We start from the raw sequence: 19029 nt of genomic DNA on the forward strand, positions 1-19029 counted from the left end.
CCAACGTCCTCAGCGCAGGGCCAGTACCTGATAGATACTGCGATCGCCGGTATCTGTGTTCAACACAACAGAAGTGTTGGCATCTACCAGGGTACGACGCACGCACAGCACGTCGGTTTCGCTGGCAAGCTCCATGGCTTTGCCGGCAAGCAAGTCAGCTACGCCGTGGTCGCGATACGCAGGGGTAACGTAGCTGTCATCGAAATACCACAGTGGCTTGAGATGCAGGGATGAATAGGAGGGATAGAGCTGAATAAATCCCACCGCGTTGTGTTCGTCCAAGGCGACGAAAATCACCGAGTCATTTTCGGTCAGGCGCGCTGACAAAAACTCACGCACGCCAATGGCGTCGGACGCAGAGCCAAGACTCTGGCGGTAGGCATTAAACAGGGGAACAAGATTGTCGAGATCGTTGTCGGTGGCTAAACGTATTTGCATGCTTCTTCCTTGAATTATCCAAAGCTCCGGGGCCCAGAAAGACTCGAGTGAAGGTAACACAATGAAATTAAAAAAGACACTGGCGAAACTGCGGCTCTTTTCTATGCTAATTACTGGCTTAGCCATGGCAATCACCGGCTAATACTGCTTCGCGAAAGGTGATGAAAGGGCCTTTTGGGATACGGTGCGGTGCGCTGCCGACATCCGGAGCCAATGGGCGGCGCACAGAGTCGCCTGGACGACGGTGACGACCACCGGCTCAGGCTAAAAAGAGACTACTGCCCGTCCTGATCTCTTGGCCGACGGCGCAAATCGCGGTACTCAAAGGATTGTGCGTGGATACGGTCCATATCCAGGGCGCACAGGAAGGCGTATTCGGTCACCTTGGCCACCATATCGGGCTCACCGAATAGAAACAGTCGCTTGTCTCTCCCAAGCTCGTGCCGTTCTTTGAGGATTTGCGGCACTTCCATGAGGCGAACCCTGTGATTATCGATGCGCTCGGCATCGCTCAAAGCCGAGATAAGCCCCTGATAATGCAATACCTTATGCTCCAGCATTAATTTAAGCAGGGTTCGGTGCAAATACAGATCGTCAAGATATTTACCCCAGTGATAAAGACTGATGGACCTTTGATGACCGCTGTCGAGTGCCGATTGCACCAACCCCAGTGCGGGGCCAATCCCCGTGCCAAAAGCCACCACAATCAGCTCGTCATTTCCATAGGCCCCGTCGTAGTGACATCGGCCCCATGGGCGGGTAAGCGACAAGCTTCCGCCCACCTTTACTTCGTCACACAGCCAGCGGCTGAAATGGCCATTCCGCTTTCGCCGCACATGCACGGCAAAGGTGCCTTCCCCCTGCCCCGGCGCGATACCATAGGTGCGGCCAAGGCCTTCCGGGCCACGAATACCGGTACACAGTCCGGGCGTATAGGGAATCGTTGTATCGGGTTTAATGACCAGGCGGGTCACATCAGCGCTGAGACTGAGCTTATCGAGCAGCCGCGCACTGACATACGTCTGTTCGGCAGGACGGCTTAACTTCATGCCATTTTTGGCCACACACTGACAGGCATACACCAACTGCTGTGCTTTCAGGTCCGCTTCCAAGCCCTTCTGGGCCTTAGGGGTAATCTTGCCTTCATCGAGACGCAGCAAACAGCTGCGGCACTGACCTTTGGTGCAGGAGTAATTAATCGGATGACCGACGCGTTTGAGGGCGCTCAGAACGGTTTCGCCGGATTCGGCATGGAAGCGCTGGTTATCCAGAAAAAACAGCGTCATATGATGTGTGGCTCTCCCTGCCGGGAAGGGGGTTGGGCGCTTCAAGATGCTGACTTCGTCCTGGCTTGTCAAGTGAAGCTTTAAAAGGAGCTAGCCAGGTCAAATCCGCCGTATGGTCTGTTCCAAAGAATCACTTGCGCCACAGATAGTAACGGTCGGAGTAGTCACTGAGCCATTGGGGACGATATACCACCAGCAGGGTCACGGCCATACCGTTGAGCAAGGCCTCGGGGAACACCATGAGCACTGACAGGGAAAGATAATCCTGCCACAGCACGGCAGACGACTGCATCTCTGTGGCCCACAGCCACAGCGACCAAAGCCCCTCGTGACTGACCTGAGAAACTCCGGCGTTGAAAAAGCCACCAACAAAAATCAGCACGAACACATTGTTCGGCAGCCAGTAAAAGCCGCGATTATGGATAACAAATGCCAGATAGAGCGGCAGGCATACGCCCATCAGGGCATAAGCCCCAAAGAGCCAGGGCTGTTTTAGCACCGCAAGGCAGTAAAAGGCGCAGGGCAGCAACGCCAACACAGAGGCAAGACGCCAGGAAAACATCAGCATCAAGGTGACCAGGCCTAAAAAGTGCAGCTGCAACATGCCATGCACACCGGCGTTAAAGAGCCAGAGCCCCATCACGGTGCTGAGTGACAAGAGCGCCCTTATTTGCCGCTCCTTGTCTGCCAGCAGGCTGTTCAGGGCGTCTTTGGGCCAAATAATCCACAACCAAATCAACAGCAATGCGAAAGCCACCCCATCGGCGAAGGTGAAGTGCCAGTCGATACTGCCCCACAGATTTTGCCAAAACTCAGTCATGGAAAAGCATTGATTCCCGAGTCAATATGGTTACTCTTGATGACTGTGATTATCACCGATTTTTGGGGAATTAAAACCGTGTTATTTAAAACCGGCGCCTTCGTATTCTGGGCATTGTTGCTCACAGGTTGCGCAGCATCCACTGATCCCGATGTGGAGCCAGAGGCAAAATATGAAGGCGTTATTCGCGACAAACTGACCACCAGCATTGCCGATAATGGCCTGAAGCTCTTTACTTACAGTGTCAGCAATACCCGGGTGACGGCGCCAATAACCATGCAACCTCTGGAATTGACCGGCCGCGAGCGACGAAAGCGCTCGTCTGGCCCTGATTTAACCGAATGGACAGAACAAATCGAACTGGGGCTGAAGCGAACCCTTGCCATGTCGGGCTTTTGCCGTGAAGGCAGCATAGAAATCAGCCGTCTCATACAGGCAGACAGAGCCGAAATTCGCGGAGAATGTACCGAAGGCGCCACCGATGAAGACAGGCAGCGCTTTGGAAGACAGGGTTAACACGCCACAGCAGTGGCATTTTCGGCGCTGCTTGGGTAGTATTCGCCGCTCGATTGCGCGGAGCTTAATATGAACAGAAGACAGGCACTGATTAAGAAAATGGCCAAACGCACCAAGGCCAGAGAAAACAAGAAAGAAAAGCCCAACGCAGGTGCAGCAAAAGACAGATATATCTCCAAAGCCGAGCGCGCCAAACTGGAAGCAGAAGCACAGGCAACTGAAGCAAAGCTTGCTGACGCATCGAGCAGTGAAATGGAGATTGGTGCCGACGTTGCTGACATTGCCGCCGATACAGGCAACTGAATCAATGCCCGGCGCACAGAATGGCGGACGGGATTGAGGTCCAGCATTTCACCGAATAAAAAAGGCTCTTTTGCAGAGCCTTTTTTAATGCCATTTACGCCTTCACACGGGCTATCAACCCTTATCTTTTGGCACGGCGCCCACATCAGATGGGCAGGTCTCAGACTTAACCAAAAACTCCGTCGCCTCCTGTGCGCCCATGCAATCCTTTTCTTCGGTATGGGTCGCCATCTGCACGAAGGATGACGACAAGGGGCTGTTGCTGGCAGGTACCACCTCTTCGTCGGCGGCGTCCTTTGTGGCGTCACTGTCACTCTCAAAAGAGGCCACCAGGCGGTACGCGGTATAAACGCCTGCCACACCAAACAGCACTGACCCCAACACCTGCCCGATTAGCACGCCGTACACGCCGCCGTATTGGGCGCCAAGCCAGATAAAGGGCAAGGTGCCCAAAGTTGCCTTGCCCACATTAAACACAGTGGAGTACTTGGCTTTACCGAGGTTGTTGAATGATGCGTTGGCAACAAAGAGCGCCCCGGAGAACACGAAGAACACCGCTATGTAGGTGAGGAAAAAGCCGATAAATTCCGCCGAATCACCTTTAAGGTCAAAGGCCCTGACAATCATATCCTGGGCCAGAAACAGCACCAACGCCATGCCCACCACATAGGCAGTACAAAACAGCAGCGATTGGGTTAAACAATCCCTGAGCCTGTCGTAGCGCCTGGCACCAAAATTTTGTCCAACGATGGGGCCAATGGCGCCTGAGAGTGCAAATATCATCCCGAACGCAACAGGGGTAAGACGCCCAATGACGGCCCACCCCGCCACGTAGGCGTCACCAAATTCGGCGATGGCGCGGGTCATAAAGCCGTTCCCGATGGGGGTGGCCACGTTGGTGAGCATGGCCGGTCCGGCAATGGCGAAAATGGGCTTCAAATCGCCAACAAAGGCATCGATTGTGGGTTTACTGCCAAGCCCGTGTTTAACAAACACACCGCGCCCGGCCACCAGCATCACAGATAAACGCGCCAGCACAGAAGCTACCGCCGCCCCTTCAATGCCCATGGCGAGCACAAAAATCAATATGGGGTCGAGTACCAGATTCACGCCGCCACCCACCAGAGTCGACACCATGGAAAGCTTGGCGTCCCCTACCGCTCTGAGCGCGGCGCCAAGGGCCATGGCAAGGCAGATAAAGGGCAGCGAGGGTACCAGAATATCGAGATAGTCCGCGGCAAGCTCAGCCGTGTGCCCGGTGGCGCCGACCAGTGTCAGCAGTGCGGGGATATTCAGCGACACCAAGAGCGACACCAGGGAAGAGACTGCCAGAGTCACCAGAAGCGAGCTCATCAGCAGCCGTTTGGCGTTGTCGATTTCCCGGGCGCCAATAGCACGGGACACCTGCGCCCCCAGCGCTATGGACAAGCCGATGCCGATGGAGGTGGTAAAAAACGAAATGGTACCTGCGTAGCCAACGGCCGCAGCAAGCTCCGCTTCCCCGAGCAAACTCAGAAAGAAGATATCCAGCAAGTCCACCAAAAACAGCGCCGAAATGCCCACCGCAGCGGTGGAGCTCATCACCAGAATGTGGCGCAGTATCGGCCCTTCAACAAATTTTGCTTGGGTCATTATGGGTCCTGTTACGGCTCTTTTTGCAGCTCGCTGCCACACTTATTGCAGTATTCGGCGTCTTGATCGTGTCCGATTTTCAAACAGTTACTGCAACGTCTAAGGTCCCGGTGACGGCCGATTTCCTGAGAAATTTCCGCAGTGAGAATACCCGTGGGAATGGCAATAATCGAGTAACCTATCAGCATGGTCAGTGCCGCTATGGCCTGGCCCAATTCGGTCTTGGGCGTAATATCACCATAACCCACAGTAGTTATGGTCACTATGGTCCAGTAAATGGACTTGGGAATGGACGAAAAACCGTTTTCGGGGCCTTCAACCATATACATGATGGCGCTGAGCACCATGATGATAAGGCTGACCGAGAAGAAAAACAGAAACACCTTGCGACTGGACTGCATCATAGCCTTGAGCAGCAGATTCCCTTCACTTAAGTATCTTAAGAGCTTGAGTACCCTGAATATTCTGAACAGTCTGAGCACCCGGATAATGAGGGTGAAGTTGGCGCCCGGGAAAAAGAGCGCGAGATAACTTGGCAACACGGACAAGAGATCCACTATGCCGTAAAAACTGCGGGCGTACTGCCAGCGATGGGCACTGCAATAAATCCTGAGGCCGTATTCGAGGGTAAAAATAACCGTGAAAATCCACTCGAGCACATGGATAAGCCCACCCCAGCGGGCGTTGATGCTGGAAACTGTATCCAGCAGCACCAGGGTCACACTGGCAATGATGCACAGAATAAGCGCCAAATCGAACCAGCGGCCCGCCGGTGTATCTGTGCCAAAAATGATTATCCTGAGTTTTTTCTTGAGTTCACTCTCAGCATCGGCCTGGGGTTGGCTCATGGGTTCCCTGAAGTCCTTGGAATGGGTCTGAATCGCCCCACAGTGTGCCATGGCAATCACTCAGGCTCAAAAACAATTCTCAATGCAGTTTTCAGCCGCCGCAGCCTTGGGTAGAATCCAAATCAGCACGTCCTGTGCGTAGAATAATGTTGGATTGGGGATTTCATGTTTCGTCAGCTGTTGGTGTTATTGCTGCTGGTCAGTGCCAGTGTGCAGGCAAATGCAATTAAACCGGGCCAGAAGGTGGACCTGGTGGTGGTCAACAAAGCAGAAGCACAGATGCAGGTGTTTTACCGCGGTGAGCTCATCAAGAGTTATCGCATTGCCATGGGCGATAACCCCAAAGGGCACAAGCTCAAGGAAGGCGATCAGCGCACCCCCCAGGGCCGCTACCTGCTGGACTTTAAAAAAGCCGACAGCGCCTATTACCGCTCAATTCACATCTCTTATCCCAACGACGAAGACATACTGCGCGCCAAGGCTCTTGGCATCAGTCCCGGCGGCGCCATTATGATCCACGGTCAGGACCCCAAATCGCCCCTGAGCGCGGAAGAAGCGCAAAAGTACAACTGGACCAACGGTTGTATCGCCGTCACCAACAGAGACATGGATGAGCTGTGGCAACTGATTGACCCCGGCACTCCTATCGAAATCTGGCCCTGAGGTAAGGATGCAACTGGAATCCTTGTTAAACAGCTGGTCCGACTTTGAGACCCGCATACTCACCTTGGTTGATAAACTGGGCTTAACTGAACTTAAGCTTGAGTGCGACCATGCATCACTGAGAGTCAATACCCCGGACGCCGCCGAGAAGCTCACCGATGCCTTTGGCGATCTGGGCGATATCATCAGCAACAATATGATTAATGGGCGCCCCATTCTGATTATTAAGCTCAACACCCCGCTAAACCTCGGGCCCTTTACTGTGCCCTGCATCGAACTGCCCTACCCGGGCAGCAAGCAGTACCCCAACGAAGGCTGGGAGCACATAGAGTTGGTGTTGCCCTGCGATGCCACCGACTGTGACACACTTGAGCAGGCGCTTATCGCCAAAGTACCCGCAATAGCTGCCGTGCTGACAGGTGATAGCCCCTTTAAGGTCAAGCGCAGCTCGCCCCAGGGTGAAGCCGAACGTTTACCCAACCCCACCCTGGCCTTTGGACTCGATGGACTAACGGTGAAAGTCCACCCCCATGGAATCGAAGCCATCGTTGCCAGCGAGCAGGCTTAACGCTGGCGTTAACGGGTCAATGCTTCATATCTAAGAACATGATTATCCTGGCAGTGTTTTGTCTGGCGAACAGACAAAACCGCCAAATAGTGCCTGAAGCGGTTTATCAGAGCCGAGGTTCTTGGGTAAAGTAGGCGGCAATTTCATATTCTGCGTGGCCCCGTCCACGCCTTTAGAGCTAAATGGAGGAAGTCATCCATGGCGTCGGTAAGCAGTAAAAAACATCCCCAGGGACTCGATTACATTGAAGTCAGTACCGCACTTTGCAAGGCGCGAATTTTTCTGCAGGGCGCTCAGATAGACTTCTTTCAACCCACCGGGAAACCGCCTTTGCTTTGGGTTTCTGAAGCCGATGATTACCTCCCCGGCAGCGGTATTCGCGGAGGGGTGCCCGTGTGCTGGCCCTGGTTTGGCATGCACACTAATCCAGAGTTTCCCCAGCACGGCTTTGCCCGCACCCGTCTGTGGCATCTCAAGCACAGCCATATTCACAATGAAGCTGTCGAACTGGTATTCGGATTGGATATTGCGGCGGACGACCGCCAATTCTGGCCCCATAACACCGAGGTGGAGGTGCATTTTCGCCTCACAGAGACCCTGAGCGTTTCTTTGGTGAACCGCAACCTGGGCGACAGCCATGTCAGCCTGACCCAGGCGCTGCACAGCTATTTCCCCATCAAGGATATACACGCGCTCAGTGCCAAGGGGTTCAGCGGCGCCAAGTACATTGAGTTCGGTGAAGGGCCCTATGCCCAGGAAGGCGATGAGGTCAGGTTCGACCGTGAAACTGACAGAGTTTACACCGACCTTGGCCCCTGCCAGACCCTGCATACACCGGACGGTGTGATAGAGGTCAGTCGTGAGCACAGCCAATCAGCGGTACTCTGGAACCCCTGGATTGATAAGTCACAACGTTTGGCTCGCTTCAGGGATGAAGACTACCTCACCATGGTGTGTCTGGAAGCCACCAATGTACTGGAAGACAACGTAGAGCTGGCCCCAGGTCAAACCCATACCCTCACGACCCATATTCGATGGCGCTGAGTCGCCATTGGCCGTGAACCAAGCCCTATCCCCAAAAACGCGCCCTGTGCGCGTTTTTTATTGCCTGAAATTCCTTCTCTTGTCGGCACGCCAAGTCAACACCAAGCAGGTTGGCCGGATTTCTCATTGCCTAATATGTACGTTCGTGCAAGGTTTCTTAACAGATATATAACAATAACGAGGAACACTCATGCACAACAAGACTCGAAAGCACTGGCTGCCATCAGCAGTCGCTCTGGCCGTGGCATTGCAACTGGGGGGCTGTTTTTCTGACAGCGAAGACACCGCACCAACGCCACAGCCTCCGGTTGTCACACCGCCAACCTCAGGGGGGCCAAGCTTCCCTGAAGGCGCAATCATGATTGAGGCCGGTGACAACCTGACTACCCGCATTCAGGAAGCCCTGATTAACGCCCAGAGCGGCGATGTAATAGTGCTGCCAAAGGGCCGCTTTGATATCCAGTCCACCCTGCTGTTTGACGGTGATGTGGACGGTGACGGTGCTTTTGCCAAAAACGTCACCATCATGGGTTATGGCATGGATGAAACCGTGCTGGACTTTGCCAATGCCAACTCAGGCGACGGCATCTTTGTACAAAACGCCATGCAGATCACCATTGCGGATCTGTCTGTTTATGAAGCCAAAAACAACGGCATTAAGCTGAAAAACACCAACGGCATCATACTGCGCAAAGTGGGCGCCGTTTGGGAAGGTGCGCTGGATAAAGACAACGGTGCCTATGGTCTCTACCCGGTAGAGTGCGAAAACATCCTGATTGAAGACAGCTATGTGCGTGGCAGCGCCGATGCTGGCATTTACGTTGGTCAATCGGAATATATCGTGGTGCGCAATAACATCGCCAAAGAAAACGTGGCCGGTATCGAGATTGAAAACAGCCGCTACGCCGACGTGTACAACAACGAGGCCACGGGCAACACCGGCGGTATTCTGGTGTTTGACCTGCCCATCAATAACCACAGATACGGCTCCAGCGTCAGGATTTTTGACAACAAGGTCTACGACAACAATACCCACAACTTTGCCAATGCCTCGGCCAATCCTGCCGGGGTGCACATAGTGCCGCCCGGTACCGGGGTGATTATTCTCTCCACCAACGACGTGGAGATTTTCAACAACCAAATCACCAATCACGACACCCTTGGCCTGACGGTATCGAGCTTCTTCATTGCCGAGCCCGAAATCAGCGACTTTGTTGCCAACTACGGCCAGCCCGGTCAGTCCATCGAAGACGGCTGGCGCCCTGTGCCCCGTAATATCTACGTGCATGACAACGAGATAAGCGGCTACGGCGCCAAGCCAAACGGCTACCTCATCACCGACATCATCAACGCTTACGTGTTAACCCACGGCGCCATGCCCGGCATCCTCTATGATGGTCTGGGTGAACTGCTCGCCAACAATGGCACAGCCGCCTATCTGGGGCTCAGGGAAATGCCCTTCGCCGCCGATGGCAGTGACAACGTGTGTATGCAAAACAACGGCGATGTCAGCATGGGGCAGCTCTACAGCAACAGCAATACCGACATGAGCATTGCCGATGTGCTGTACGAGAAAACCCAAACCAATCTGCTCAAATGTGCCCAGGTGAGCCTGCCGGTGCACACTGTGACCTTTGGCGAGCAAATTTTCGGTTGTGGGGTGGATGACGATACCGCAGGCTGCGATGGTGGCAATCTGATTGGCGGTGGCGGCACCATAGGCGACGGTGACGGCGGCATCATTGGCGATGGTGACCAGGCACTGTGCGACAGCACGGCATCCGGCGTTAACTGGAATGCCCTGGCCAAGGCCAACTGTCCCAAGCTGTCTGACTATGGGCTGTTTGCCGATGAAACCGACCCCACTCAAAATGCCAATGGCGGCATGCCCTATGAGTTGAACACCCAGCTCTTCACCGACTACGCCAGCAAATACCGTTTTGTGTTTACGCCGGATGGTACCAAGGCCCAATACAGTGAAAATGAAGCCTTTGATTTCCCTGTGGGTACCGTCATCTCCAAAACCTTTGCCCTGCCAGCTGACACCAGCAAGCGCGGCATCGCCAATGAGGATTTGATTGAAACCCGCTTGCTCATCAAGCGTGCCAGCGGCTGGACCGCTCTGCCCTACGTGTGGAATGCCCAAAAGAGCGATGCTGTGCTCACCAAACCCGGCGCCATTCAGGCCAAGACAGTGATGCACAAGGGCGAAGCCAAAACCTTTGACTATGTGGTGCCCTCTATCAACCAGTGTAAGCAGTGTCACCAGTTCAAGGCCGAAGGCGACGAGTTCCCACGCTTTGTGCCCATAGGACCGAAGGCACGTTTCCTCAACGGTGACTTTGCCTATGCCGACGCCACAGTGAACCAGCTCAGCCGTTGGCAGAGCGCCGGTATACTGGAAGGCCTGCCGGAACTGTCCAGCGTGCCCAAAGTCCCTGCCTTTCACGATGGTGATGAAGCCGGTCTCGCCAGCCTGGACGATGCCAGCCTGATGCAAACCGCCAAGGGGTATCTGGACATTAACTGTGCCCACTGCCACCGTCCCGAAGGTAATGCCTCCAACACAGGGCTCAAGCTTGAGTACTGGCGCGGTTATGGCGATGACAATGGCTTCTCCCACGGCACCTGTAAGCAGCCGGTGGCCTACGGTGGCGGCAGCCTGGGGTATGACGTGGTGCCCACCAAACCGGAAAGCTCCATCATGCATTTCAGGATGGCGAGCACTGAGCCCGGGGATCGCATGCCAGAGATTGGGCGAAGCCTCGCCCATGAAGAAGGCGTCGCCCTTATCCATGAATGGATAAAACGCCTGCCAGCGGCAGCCTGCTCCAACTGATGACACAAGGCCGGGGAAACCCCGGCCTTTTCTCTACAGGTACCCCAAATGCCAAATCCCGGATTAACACCTGCGCTGTTATTGCAGCCACGACGACTGCCATTACTCTTGCTTTTGGCGCTCACCGCCTGTGGTGGTGAAGGTGACAGCACTCCGCCTACAGCGCCGCCCATAGTAGTCACTCCGCCCCCCGCCACCTCTGTGTGCGATAACAGTGAGGGCAGCATCAATCGTGACGCCCTGATGGGCACAAACTGCGCGCGCTTGTCTGATTACCGACTTTTCAGCGACAGCCGCGACCCGACTCAGGCACCTCACGCGCCGGGTGTAGCCTACCAGCTCGCCACTGAGCTTTTTACCGACTATGCCATTAAGCGCCGCTTCCTGTTCTTACCCGAAAACACGCCCATGGTATTGGCGGGAAACTCCGTGTCGTTGCCGATAGGCACTGTGTTGGTAAAAAGCTTTTTATTGCCTGCGGATACCTCGGACACCAATGCATCCGCTGCCCGGCTAATAGAGACCCGGCTCCTTATCCACCGTGAGAGCGGCTGGACGGCGCTGCCCTATTTGTGGGATGGCGATGAGGCATACCTTGCCGAAACCGGTGCCGATGTAAGCCACAGCATAAACAGTGCAAATGACACACTGACTTTCACCTATCACGTGCCAAGTCGTGCCGAGTGCAAAATTTGCCATCAAAGCGCCCAGAATGGCCTGACCACAATAGCGCCCATAGGTCCCAAACCGCTGCTGCTGAACAAACCCATTACCGTTGATGGTGAACCAATGAACCAGCTGACATGGTTTGCGTCCCAGGGGCTGCTCACTGGGCTGGGTGATCTTGAGTCACTACCACAGACCTTTGCCATTGGGGATGAGCAGCAAAATCTTACTGCACGGGTGAAAGGTTATCTCGATGTGAACTGTGCCCATTGCCATAAGGCCGACGGCTTTGCCAGCGTATCGGGACTCAGGCTCGGGTTTGAAACCGATCATCACAGCTATCAGTACGGGATTTGTAAGCAGCCGCCCGGCTGGGATGGTGGTGAGCGGGGACTGTCCTACGACATAGTGCCGGGGAATGGCGACCACTCGATACTGGTCTACCGCCAGACGTTGTCAGCGGCCAAAGACCGCATGCCACCGCTGGGACGCGCCTTGGTTCACAGTGAAGCCGTAACGCAGATCAGTCACTGGATAGACTTGATGGCTCTGTCGGTGGGTAACTGCCAATAAGCCGCTGAAACTTACCCGGCGGCGCTCCCAACCAATGTTTGAAACTGGCCCGGAAATGGCTGACATCGGTAAAGCCGAGGGATTCAGCGATGTCCTCAGCGCTCAGGCGGCCTTCAATGATTAATGCAATGGCCGCCTGACTGCGCACCTTATCCCGCAGCAGCTGAAAACTGCATCCATTTTCAGCCAGTTTTCGCCTGAGGGTTCGCTCACTGGTGCCCAAACGCGCCGCCAATTCATTGAGTGTGGGCAATACAGGCATGGAAATCTTAAGTTGCTGCAACACCTGATAGATATAGCTTGGCTGTATCAGCTCGGGTTCTCGGCGCTCTTCGTCGCTGAAGGCATAGGTCACGGGCAGCGCCAGCACACCTGCATCCACAGTCCATTCGCAAAAAGGTGCACCGAACGATGGGGTAACGCCGCACAGTGATTCAATAAAAGCGCAGGGGTGGGAAGTCTCTGTCAGGGCAATGCTGCCCAGGGGGAAAGCCTGACCACAAAGCTCCCGCCCGAGTACCACCAGGGCGCCCAAACTGTGGAGAAAGTGGCAATGAAACTGGATATCCGGGATCCTCAGGGTATTTATCCAGCGAACCCTGAGCTTGCCGTCTGTCAGGGTCAACAGACTGTCATTCATGGTGCCGGCCCATTCCGGATTGTCATTCAGCAAGTAAAAGCAGTCCGCCAGGGTCTGGCAGCGTGCAAGATGACCTTTAAGAAACCCAAGCTCACTGACGCGATAATCCGCCGCAGCCCGCATACCGATTTCCCGGTCATCAGTGAGGGCACAAAGAGCCTCCATAGCGCCATCGACCTGCCACACGGGTACCAGAGTAATATGGCCAAGCACCTCAGGTGCCACACCAAGGCGGGCACACACATCGCTGTGGGCCTGCTCGCCAAAAAGCCGCCCAATGGCTGACAGGATCTGCAACAGCTCCCAGGCAGGATAGCCCTGATCCCCCACCATGGCACCGGCACGGTAATTTGATAACGACATGTTCATGATTGACTGATATTCCCCCCAACGCCCAGTTGTATACCATTTGCTGAAGGAAGAAAACCCCGGTTACAGAGAGTTACATTAGGACGTTCAGCGGAAATAGGCGCACAAAAAAGCCTGCAAAAGCAGGCTTTTAATATATACAACATGCACTGGAATTTATGGCAGCGGTTTATTCTTTTCCGCCAGCTTGCCAAAAAAGGTGCTGACAGTCAGTGCAGCACTGTGGGCCAGCTTGTCAGCAAGCTTCTTGCGTGGCTGATAACGCAATTTAATCAGGGTTCGGTCTTTGGCCGCTGTCAACATCAGGTCGTCGCTGGTACTGATGCTGTCCACCAGCCCCAAATCCAGGGCCTGCTGTCCATACCAGTGCTCACCGGTGGCAACCTTGTCCAGATCAAGCTCAGGGCGATACTTGGATACGAACGCCTTGAACAGCTGATGGGTCTCTTCCAGCTCTTCGCGAAACTTCTGTCTGCCCTCTTCGGTGTTCTCGCCAAACAGCGTCAGGGTGCGCTTAAAGTCCCCGGCGGTGTGCTGCTCGTAATCGATATCGTGCTTTTTCAGCAAGCGGTTGAAGTTTGGCAGCTGAGCGACCACACCGATTGAGCCCACAATAGCAAAGGGTGCGGCATAGATGCGATTGGCCACGCAGGCCATCATGTAGCCGCCACTGGCCGCCACCTTGTCGATACAGGCAGTCAGTGGGATGTCTGCCTGGCGCAATCTGTCGAGCTGGCTGGCCGCAAGACCGTAACCATGTACCATGCCACCACCGCTCTCGACGTTAAGCAGCACCTCATCGCCTTTTTCGGCAATGGTCAGTATGGCGCTGATTTCTTCCCGCAAAGAGGCAACTTCGTGGGCATCGATACTGCCTTTAAAATCCAGCACAAAGGTTCTGGGCTTGGGCGTATCCTGCTTTTCAGCCTCTTTGGCCTCGGCTCTCTGGGCTTTTTCATACGCCTTAAAAGCTTTCTTATCAAGCAGTTCGTGTTTGAGGTGAGTCTTTAAATGATCGAGTTCTTCAGTGACATTGGTCAGTACCAGTTCGCCTTTATCACCCTTACCACGGGCCGCACCGGCGAACACCATCACCAGTATGGCGCCGATGGCCGCGACCACTGTCACCGCCTTGGCAAGAAACAGCCCGTATTCGTATAAAAATTCCAAATTCCGCTCCAAACCATCCCAACACCCGGCAACCTGGCCGGGCGAGCATAAAAGTGCGGCTATTCTAACAATTCAGCCGCTAAAACCAATAAAAAACCGGCCCTGAGGCCGGTTTAACTGTGACTAACTGTGACTAACTGAGACGTAGCAAAGATCAGTCACAGGCCTTCAGCACGCTGGCATCATTCACCAGAATGGTGGCTGTGCCCGCTGAAGCCGACTTGGCAAAACCTGCTACCTGCCACTGCATCTCTGCAGTCGCTGCAGCTGCCTTGCCATCGGTGGCACCGTTTTCGCTTGGGTCCACGATGGAGCTGTGATGTCCCTTGATAAAGCGCACTGCGCCACCGCCCTGAGCCGTGGTATCACGACACTCCAGCCCCAGATTTGCAATCAGTGGCTCGGTCCCCGACAGCGGGAAGCCTTCCACACTGTTTGGCAGTACCTGATCAGGCAGGTTACCGTTACCGTCACCGACCACCTCAATCAGGTGAACCGGCAAACCAGTCGCCTTCAACATGCCGGCATGGTTTACAGGGTCAATGGAGTCCACACCGGTTTGGATGGCAAACGCGAAGGTAGGGATAAAGCCGGCGTAAACCTGTTGTACCAGCGCCGCGTATTCAGGGCTGCCAGGCTCATAACCTGCCGTGTTGGCGGCATCCACCATGGCCTGGAACTCTGGGGTACCGGTAATGGTACTAAAGAGCACAGGGCCAAAGGTTGCGGAGCCCGCGAAGGCGCCAGCCAAGCCACCGGAAGGCGCAACCAGTGAAGCTGCGGTGATGGCATAGGGATTGGGCAACTGAGTACCTGTGGTTGGGTCAACCAAACCGGTTGAAGCGTAAGTGGCAAAGTTGGTGTTTACAATGCCGCCGAGGCTCAGGCCCTGGGAAGACACCTTGGACACATCAAATACCTGCGGCTGGTTATTGGCGGCCAAATATTGCGCCATACCGGTGAGCGCCAATCGCACGCCCAGATGGTCAGCCACGGCCTGACGGAAGTTATCCCGCACAGACAGTGAGCTTGCGATATTCACAAACACCAGCGGTGAACCATTTTTGAACGCGTCAGGTTTACCAACCACAGGACCAAATGAAGGATCGGTCGCTGAGATTTCATAGATACCATCTTTGTTGGCATCGAATGAACGCTCACCGTGGAGCGGCATATCGATTGCAACCGTTGCCACACCAGCTGCGGCGTAGGTACCCGCATAGGCGAGCGCCATCTCTTTACCGCCGCCCAGACCGTGCATGGCAATGTTCACCGGCCAGCCATTGGCAGGTGGCACAAAGGCCTGGCCCTGAGCTTCGGTGAAGGCCTTCAGCTTGGCTGCGTTTGGCAGGGTCATAAGCACAGAGACACTTTCGTAGGTCTTGGGTGCAGGAATGGGGTTGAACTTGGTGACATGGCGGGTTTTATCCGCTGGGGTACCGTCATCAAGCTTAAACTGCTTTCCAGCCAGCAGCGCAGGGTTTGCCAGCGCGGCGGCAGGGTCTTCAATACCCTGCGCCATAGCCTGGGCACCAAAGTTTTGTTGGCTCAGGGTGCCGGCCTGCAGCGCAAGCAGCACTGACACTGGGCTGTCGCCCAGGGCAGTCCAGCGGCCGTTAATCTTGGGCGCCATGTCAGCGGTCAAACAGCCGTTCGCGGAACAATCGCTGTAAACGGGCAGCTTGATTTTGGCAACGTACACATCGGCCAGATCAGACAGCACGTAAGGCAGACCCATTTCTGGGCTCATGCCTGCCATTTGCGCCACTGTCATCCCGGTCGGGGTTGGAAACATATCGAACGACGGCTTGAACGCATCGTTGCTTGCCATCAGCAGTTTCAGGGTTTCGTACGCAGGATTTACCGATTGGGTGGTAAAGAGGCTCGAGTAGGTGATGCTGGCCTTATCAACGCCTTTGGACTCGAGGGCATTTTCATAGCTGTTAACCAGCGCCTGCAGTCCGCGCTGTGCTTCGGTGCCCAGCGGATGTGTGGTGATATCCATCTTCACCGAACCGTAGGTCGAAGACGTTGCGACCGGACGGTTTTCAGAGTCTTCAATGAGAGTAGTGGTCGCGTAGATGTACGACTGACCGGCTTTCAGTGGCTTTAATGGCACTATGACAATCTTGTTGCCCACGGCCTGACTGATAAAGTCGACACCGAATTGCAGCTCATCGCCAATCTTACAGGCTGAAACCGAAGGCGCCGCTTTACACTCAGCGTCTGAAGAGAGTGCGCCGCCTACAGTGGCCTCAAATACACGCACTGCACCAGACTGGAATACAGAGGCTGCGTTCAGGGACAGCAGGTTACCGCTGTGATCTCTGGATGGGGCAAAATCAATGCTGATGGGCTGCGTGGTAGACCAGCCATCAAGCGCGCCGATGGCGTACTGAGGATTGGTGTAATCACCGCCTTCTTCGCCGGGAATGGCCAGGGTACCGTCGAGGGTGCCACTGAACAGCAGATCGCTTGGCAGCGGTACCTTGCCGGCGGTGGGATCAAACACCAGGTGGGACTCGGGGATCAGCGGCTCTATATTATCCCTGAGCTCATTGACACTATCCTCACCACCACAGCCGCTGAGGCCCAGAGCCGAGGCGATTGCTACTCCCAAAATGAGTCTTTTCATCTTTTTTCCCCAAATCTTGTTGTAATAATTTTGTTTTCCCCAAGAAATTGGTCACAATAGCCCGTATTGCGATGCCAACCGGACTTATTAAATGTCCGTAACTCGTTTCAACTTAACGCAAAAATATTGAGTTCGCTACAATTTTGTCACACTGCGCAATGAAGTGAACACCCAATAAACAGTCAATTGTTTTAAACAGCTGTATGACTCATAAAATCCCTCAGTAAAGACGGGAAGTTGCGCCAAGAGGAAGTTTAAATCCATGTTGGAATATAAAGTTGCCCCCGATGCTCTGAAAGGCAAAACGATTCTGGTTACCGGTGCCGGTGACGGTATCGGCCGCGCTGCGGCACTGGCTTATGCCGCCCACGGCGCCACTGTGATCCTGCTGGGCCGTACTGTGAAGAAACTCGAAGCCGTTTACGATGAAATCGAAGCGGCAGGCTACCCTACTCCGGCCATTGTGCCTTTGGATATGAAAGGCGCCACAGAGCAAAACTACCGCGACATGGCCGACACCATCGAAGAGCAATTTGGCCATCTCGATGGCGTGCTCCACAATGCCAGTGTGCTCGGTGTACTTGGCCCATTCGAGCACATTGATTTGGCGTCCCTCGAAGAAGTCATGAAGGTCAACGTTACCGCTCAGGCCATTATGACCAAGAGCCTGCTCAAGGTGCTGCGCAAGGCACCTTCCGCTTCAATCATATTCACCTCCAGCGGTGTTGGCCGTACCGGCCGTGCCTACTGGGGGCCTTATGCCTTCTCCAAATTTGCCACCGAAGGCATGATGCAGGTGCTTGCCCACGAGTGTGATGGCACCACTGTGCGTGCCAATTCAATCAACCCCGGTGCCACACGCACCAAGATGCGTGCCAATGCCTATCCGGGTGAAGATCCGCAAACCCTGAAAACCGCCGAAGAGCTGATGCCACTGTATGTATACCTGATGGCAGACGACAGCAAAGACCAGAATGGTCAGGCCTTCAGCGCACAATAAGCTGTATTCTCAAGGCCCGCTGAAGCGGGCTTTTTTATGTTTACTCTCAGCCAAATACAATAAAGACCAAATACCATGACAACACCCTACCCCATTGGCACGCCAGGCACCCCCTGGAACGATGCCGACAAGCAAGCCTGGTTCGACGCCCAAACAGTAAAACGCAGCTATCAGGATGAAGTGCTGTCCCGCGTGCTGCCACTGGCTGCCGATTTTGAATTGGTTAACTACGGCGCGCTTTCCATCGATGCCGGACGTTTCCCGCTGTATGCTCTGAAAAACCAGTGGCAGCCGGGCCTGCCGCTGACGCTGGTCACGGGAGGTGTTCACGGGTATGAAACCAGTGGCGTACAAGGCGCACTGGACTTTTTACATCATGATGCCAAAGAGTATCAGGGCAAGGTGAATCTGCTGGTTGCTCCGTGCGTGAGTCCCTGGGGTTATGAAATCATCAATCGTTGGAACCCCAAAGCAGTCGACCCAAATCGCTCCTTCGTGGAAAACAGTCCATCTGAGGAGTCGGCCGCACTGCTCAAGCTGGTTGCGCCTCATAAGTCTGACTTTGCGCTGCATATCGACCTGCACGAAACCACAGACACAGACGAAACCGAGTTTCGCCCGGCGCTGGCCGCCCGTGATGGCAAAGACTACGAGCCCGATATCATCCCCGATGGCTTTTACTTGGTGGGTGACAGCGACAATCCCCAGGAAGCCTTCCAAAAAGCGATTATCGAAGCCGTGGAAAAGGTCACCCATATCGCACCACCCGATGATAAGGGCAAGATTATTGGCTCACCGGTAGTGCAACACGGTGTAATCAACTACCCGGTGAAGCAACTGGGTTTGTGCGCCGGAATAACGGATGCGACTTTTACCACCACGACCGAAGTCTATCCCGACAGCCCCAAAGCCACTGCCGAAGAATGTAATGCGGCTCAGGTCGCGGCCATTCGCGCCGCGCTGGACTTTATGCTGGCAAATCGTTGAGAAATCGGGGTTTGGTTTTATAACAAAAAAAC

17 protein-coding genes are annotated in these 19029 nt (G+C 54.6%); 9 read left to right on the forward strand and 8 right to left on the reverse strand.

Annotation, left to right across the window (positions count from 1 at the left end):
* Positions 1-9: 9 nt before the first annotated feature.
* The 3 genes from K0H63_RS11800 to K0H63_RS11810 all read right to left on the reverse strand — a co-directional run bounded on the left by K0H63_RS11800 (position 10) and on the right by K0H63_RS11810 (position 2544).
* Entirely contained in the window at positions 10-438 is a 429-nt protein-coding gene (locus K0H63_RS11800) for a GNAT family N-acetyltransferase (protein WP_220064850.1), read from the reverse strand.
* A 275-nt stretch (positions 439-713) separates the two neighbouring features.
* A complete protein-coding gene (locus K0H63_RS11805; RefSeq protein ID WP_220064851.1) occupies positions 714-1724 on the reverse strand; it encodes a 2Fe-2S iron-sulfur cluster-binding protein in 1011 nt (336 codons plus the stop codon).
* A gap of 130 nt (positions 1725-1854) precedes the next feature.
* Positions 1855-2544, reverse strand: coding sequence for a hypothetical protein (locus K0H63_RS11810; RefSeq protein WP_220064852.1), 690 nt, complete (start codon positions 2542-2544; stop codon positions 1855-1857).
* A 78-nt stretch (positions 2545-2622) separates the two neighbouring features.
* Between K0H63_RS11810 and K0H63_RS11815 the strand changes: the two genes are divergently transcribed.
* Together K0H63_RS11815 and K0H63_RS11820 are read left to right on the forward strand one after the other, a co-directional pair.
* On the forward strand, positions 2623-3060 hold the full coding sequence (locus tag K0H63_RS11815; protein ID WP_220064853.1) for a hypothetical protein: 438 nt from the start codon (positions 2623-2625) through the stop codon (positions 3058-3060).
* A gap of 69 nt (positions 3061-3129) precedes the next feature.
* The gene (locus K0H63_RS11820; RefSeq protein ID WP_220064854.1) at positions 3130-3363 is read left to right on the forward strand and encodes a DUF2986 domain-containing protein; all 234 of its coding nucleotides are present in this window, start codon (positions 3130-3132) and stop codon (positions 3361-3363) included.
* A gap of 114 nt (positions 3364-3477) precedes the next feature.
* Here the strand turns inward: K0H63_RS11820 and K0H63_RS11825 are convergent, their stop codons facing one another.
* Entirely contained in the window at positions 3478-4995 is a 1518-nt protein-coding gene (locus tag K0H63_RS11825) for an MATE family efflux transporter (protein WP_220064855.1), read from the reverse strand.
* Positions 4996-5006: 11 nt separating this feature from the next.
* Complete coding sequence (locus K0H63_RS11830) at positions 5007-5843, reverse strand: ion transporter (protein WP_220064856.1); 837 nt, start codon at positions 5841-5843, stop codon at positions 5007-5009.
* A gap of 165 nt (positions 5844-6008) precedes the next feature.
* On the opposite strand from K0H63_RS11830, the gene K0H63_RS11835 reads away from it, so the two are divergent.
* The 5 genes from K0H63_RS11835 (at position 6009) to K0H63_RS11855 (ending at position 12196) form a co-directional block, all read left to right on the forward strand.
* Positions 6009-6506 carry a L,D-transpeptidase family protein gene (locus tag K0H63_RS11835; protein ID WP_011760226.1) on the forward strand — a complete coding sequence of 166 codons (498 nt, stop codon included), beginning with the start codon at positions 6009-6011 and terminating at the stop codon, positions 6504-6506.
* 7 nt (positions 6507-6513) lie between these two features.
* Positions 6514-7074: a VOC family protein gene (locus K0H63_RS11840; RefSeq protein WP_220064857.1), complete on the forward strand. Its 561-nt coding sequence runs from the start codon at positions 6514-6516 to the stop codon at positions 7072-7074.
* Between the two features lie 198 nt (positions 7075-7272).
* Positions 7273-8118, forward strand: coding sequence for a D-hexose-6-phosphate mutarotase (locus K0H63_RS11845; RefSeq protein ID WP_220064858.1), 846 nt, complete (start codon positions 7273-7275; stop codon positions 8116-8118).
* Positions 8119-8308: 190 nt separating this feature from the next.
* Positions 8309-10957, forward strand: coding sequence for a parallel beta-helix domain-containing protein (locus K0H63_RS11850; protein ID WP_220064859.1), 2649 nt, complete (start codon positions 8309-8311; stop codon positions 10955-10957).
* 48 nt (positions 10958-11005) lie between these two features.
* Positions 11006-12196 (forward strand): SO2930 family diheme c-type cytochrome, encoded by a 1191-nt coding sequence (locus tag K0H63_RS11855; protein ID WP_220064860.1) that lies wholly within the window; start codon positions 11006-11008, stop codon positions 12194-12196.
* Here K0H63_RS11855 and K0H63_RS11860 read toward each other — a convergent pair.
* The 3 genes from K0H63_RS11860 to K0H63_RS11870 form a co-directional block, all read right to left on the reverse strand.
* The gene (locus tag K0H63_RS11860; protein ID WP_220064861.1) at positions 12147-13205 is read right to left on the reverse strand and encodes an AraC family transcriptional regulator; all 1059 of its coding nucleotides are present in this window, start codon (positions 13203-13205) and stop codon (positions 12147-12149) included. The genes K0H63_RS11855 and K0H63_RS11860 overlap by 50 nt on opposite strands.
* A 156-nt stretch (positions 13206-13361) precedes the next feature.
* Positions 13362-14375 (reverse strand): protease SohB, encoded by a 1014-nt coding sequence (sohB, locus tag K0H63_RS11865; protein ID WP_220064862.1) that lies wholly within the window; start codon positions 14373-14375, stop codon positions 13362-13364.
* 154 nt (positions 14376-14529) lie between these two features.
* Positions 14530-17010: a VolA/Pla-1 family phospholipase gene (locus K0H63_RS11870; protein ID WP_220064863.1), complete on the reverse strand. Its 2481-nt coding sequence runs from the start codon at positions 17008-17010 to the stop codon at positions 14530-14532.
* A 262-nt stretch (positions 17011-17272) separates the two neighbouring features.
* Between K0H63_RS11870 and K0H63_RS11875 the strand changes: the two genes are divergently transcribed.
* Entirely contained in the window at positions 17273-18010 is a 738-nt protein-coding gene (locus K0H63_RS11875) for a YciK family oxidoreductase (RefSeq protein WP_220064864.1), read from the forward strand.
* 75 nt (positions 18011-18085) lie between these two features.
* Complete coding sequence (locus tag K0H63_RS11880) at positions 18086-18997, forward strand: M14 family metallopeptidase (protein WP_220064865.1); 912 nt, start codon at positions 18086-18088, stop codon at positions 18995-18997.
* Positions 18998-19029: the final 32 nt, after the last annotated feature.

Source organism: Shewanella zhangzhouensis, from assembly GCF_019457615.1.
Lineage (GTDB): Bacteria > Pseudomonadota > Gammaproteobacteria > Enterobacterales > Shewanellaceae > Shewanella > Shewanella zhangzhouensis.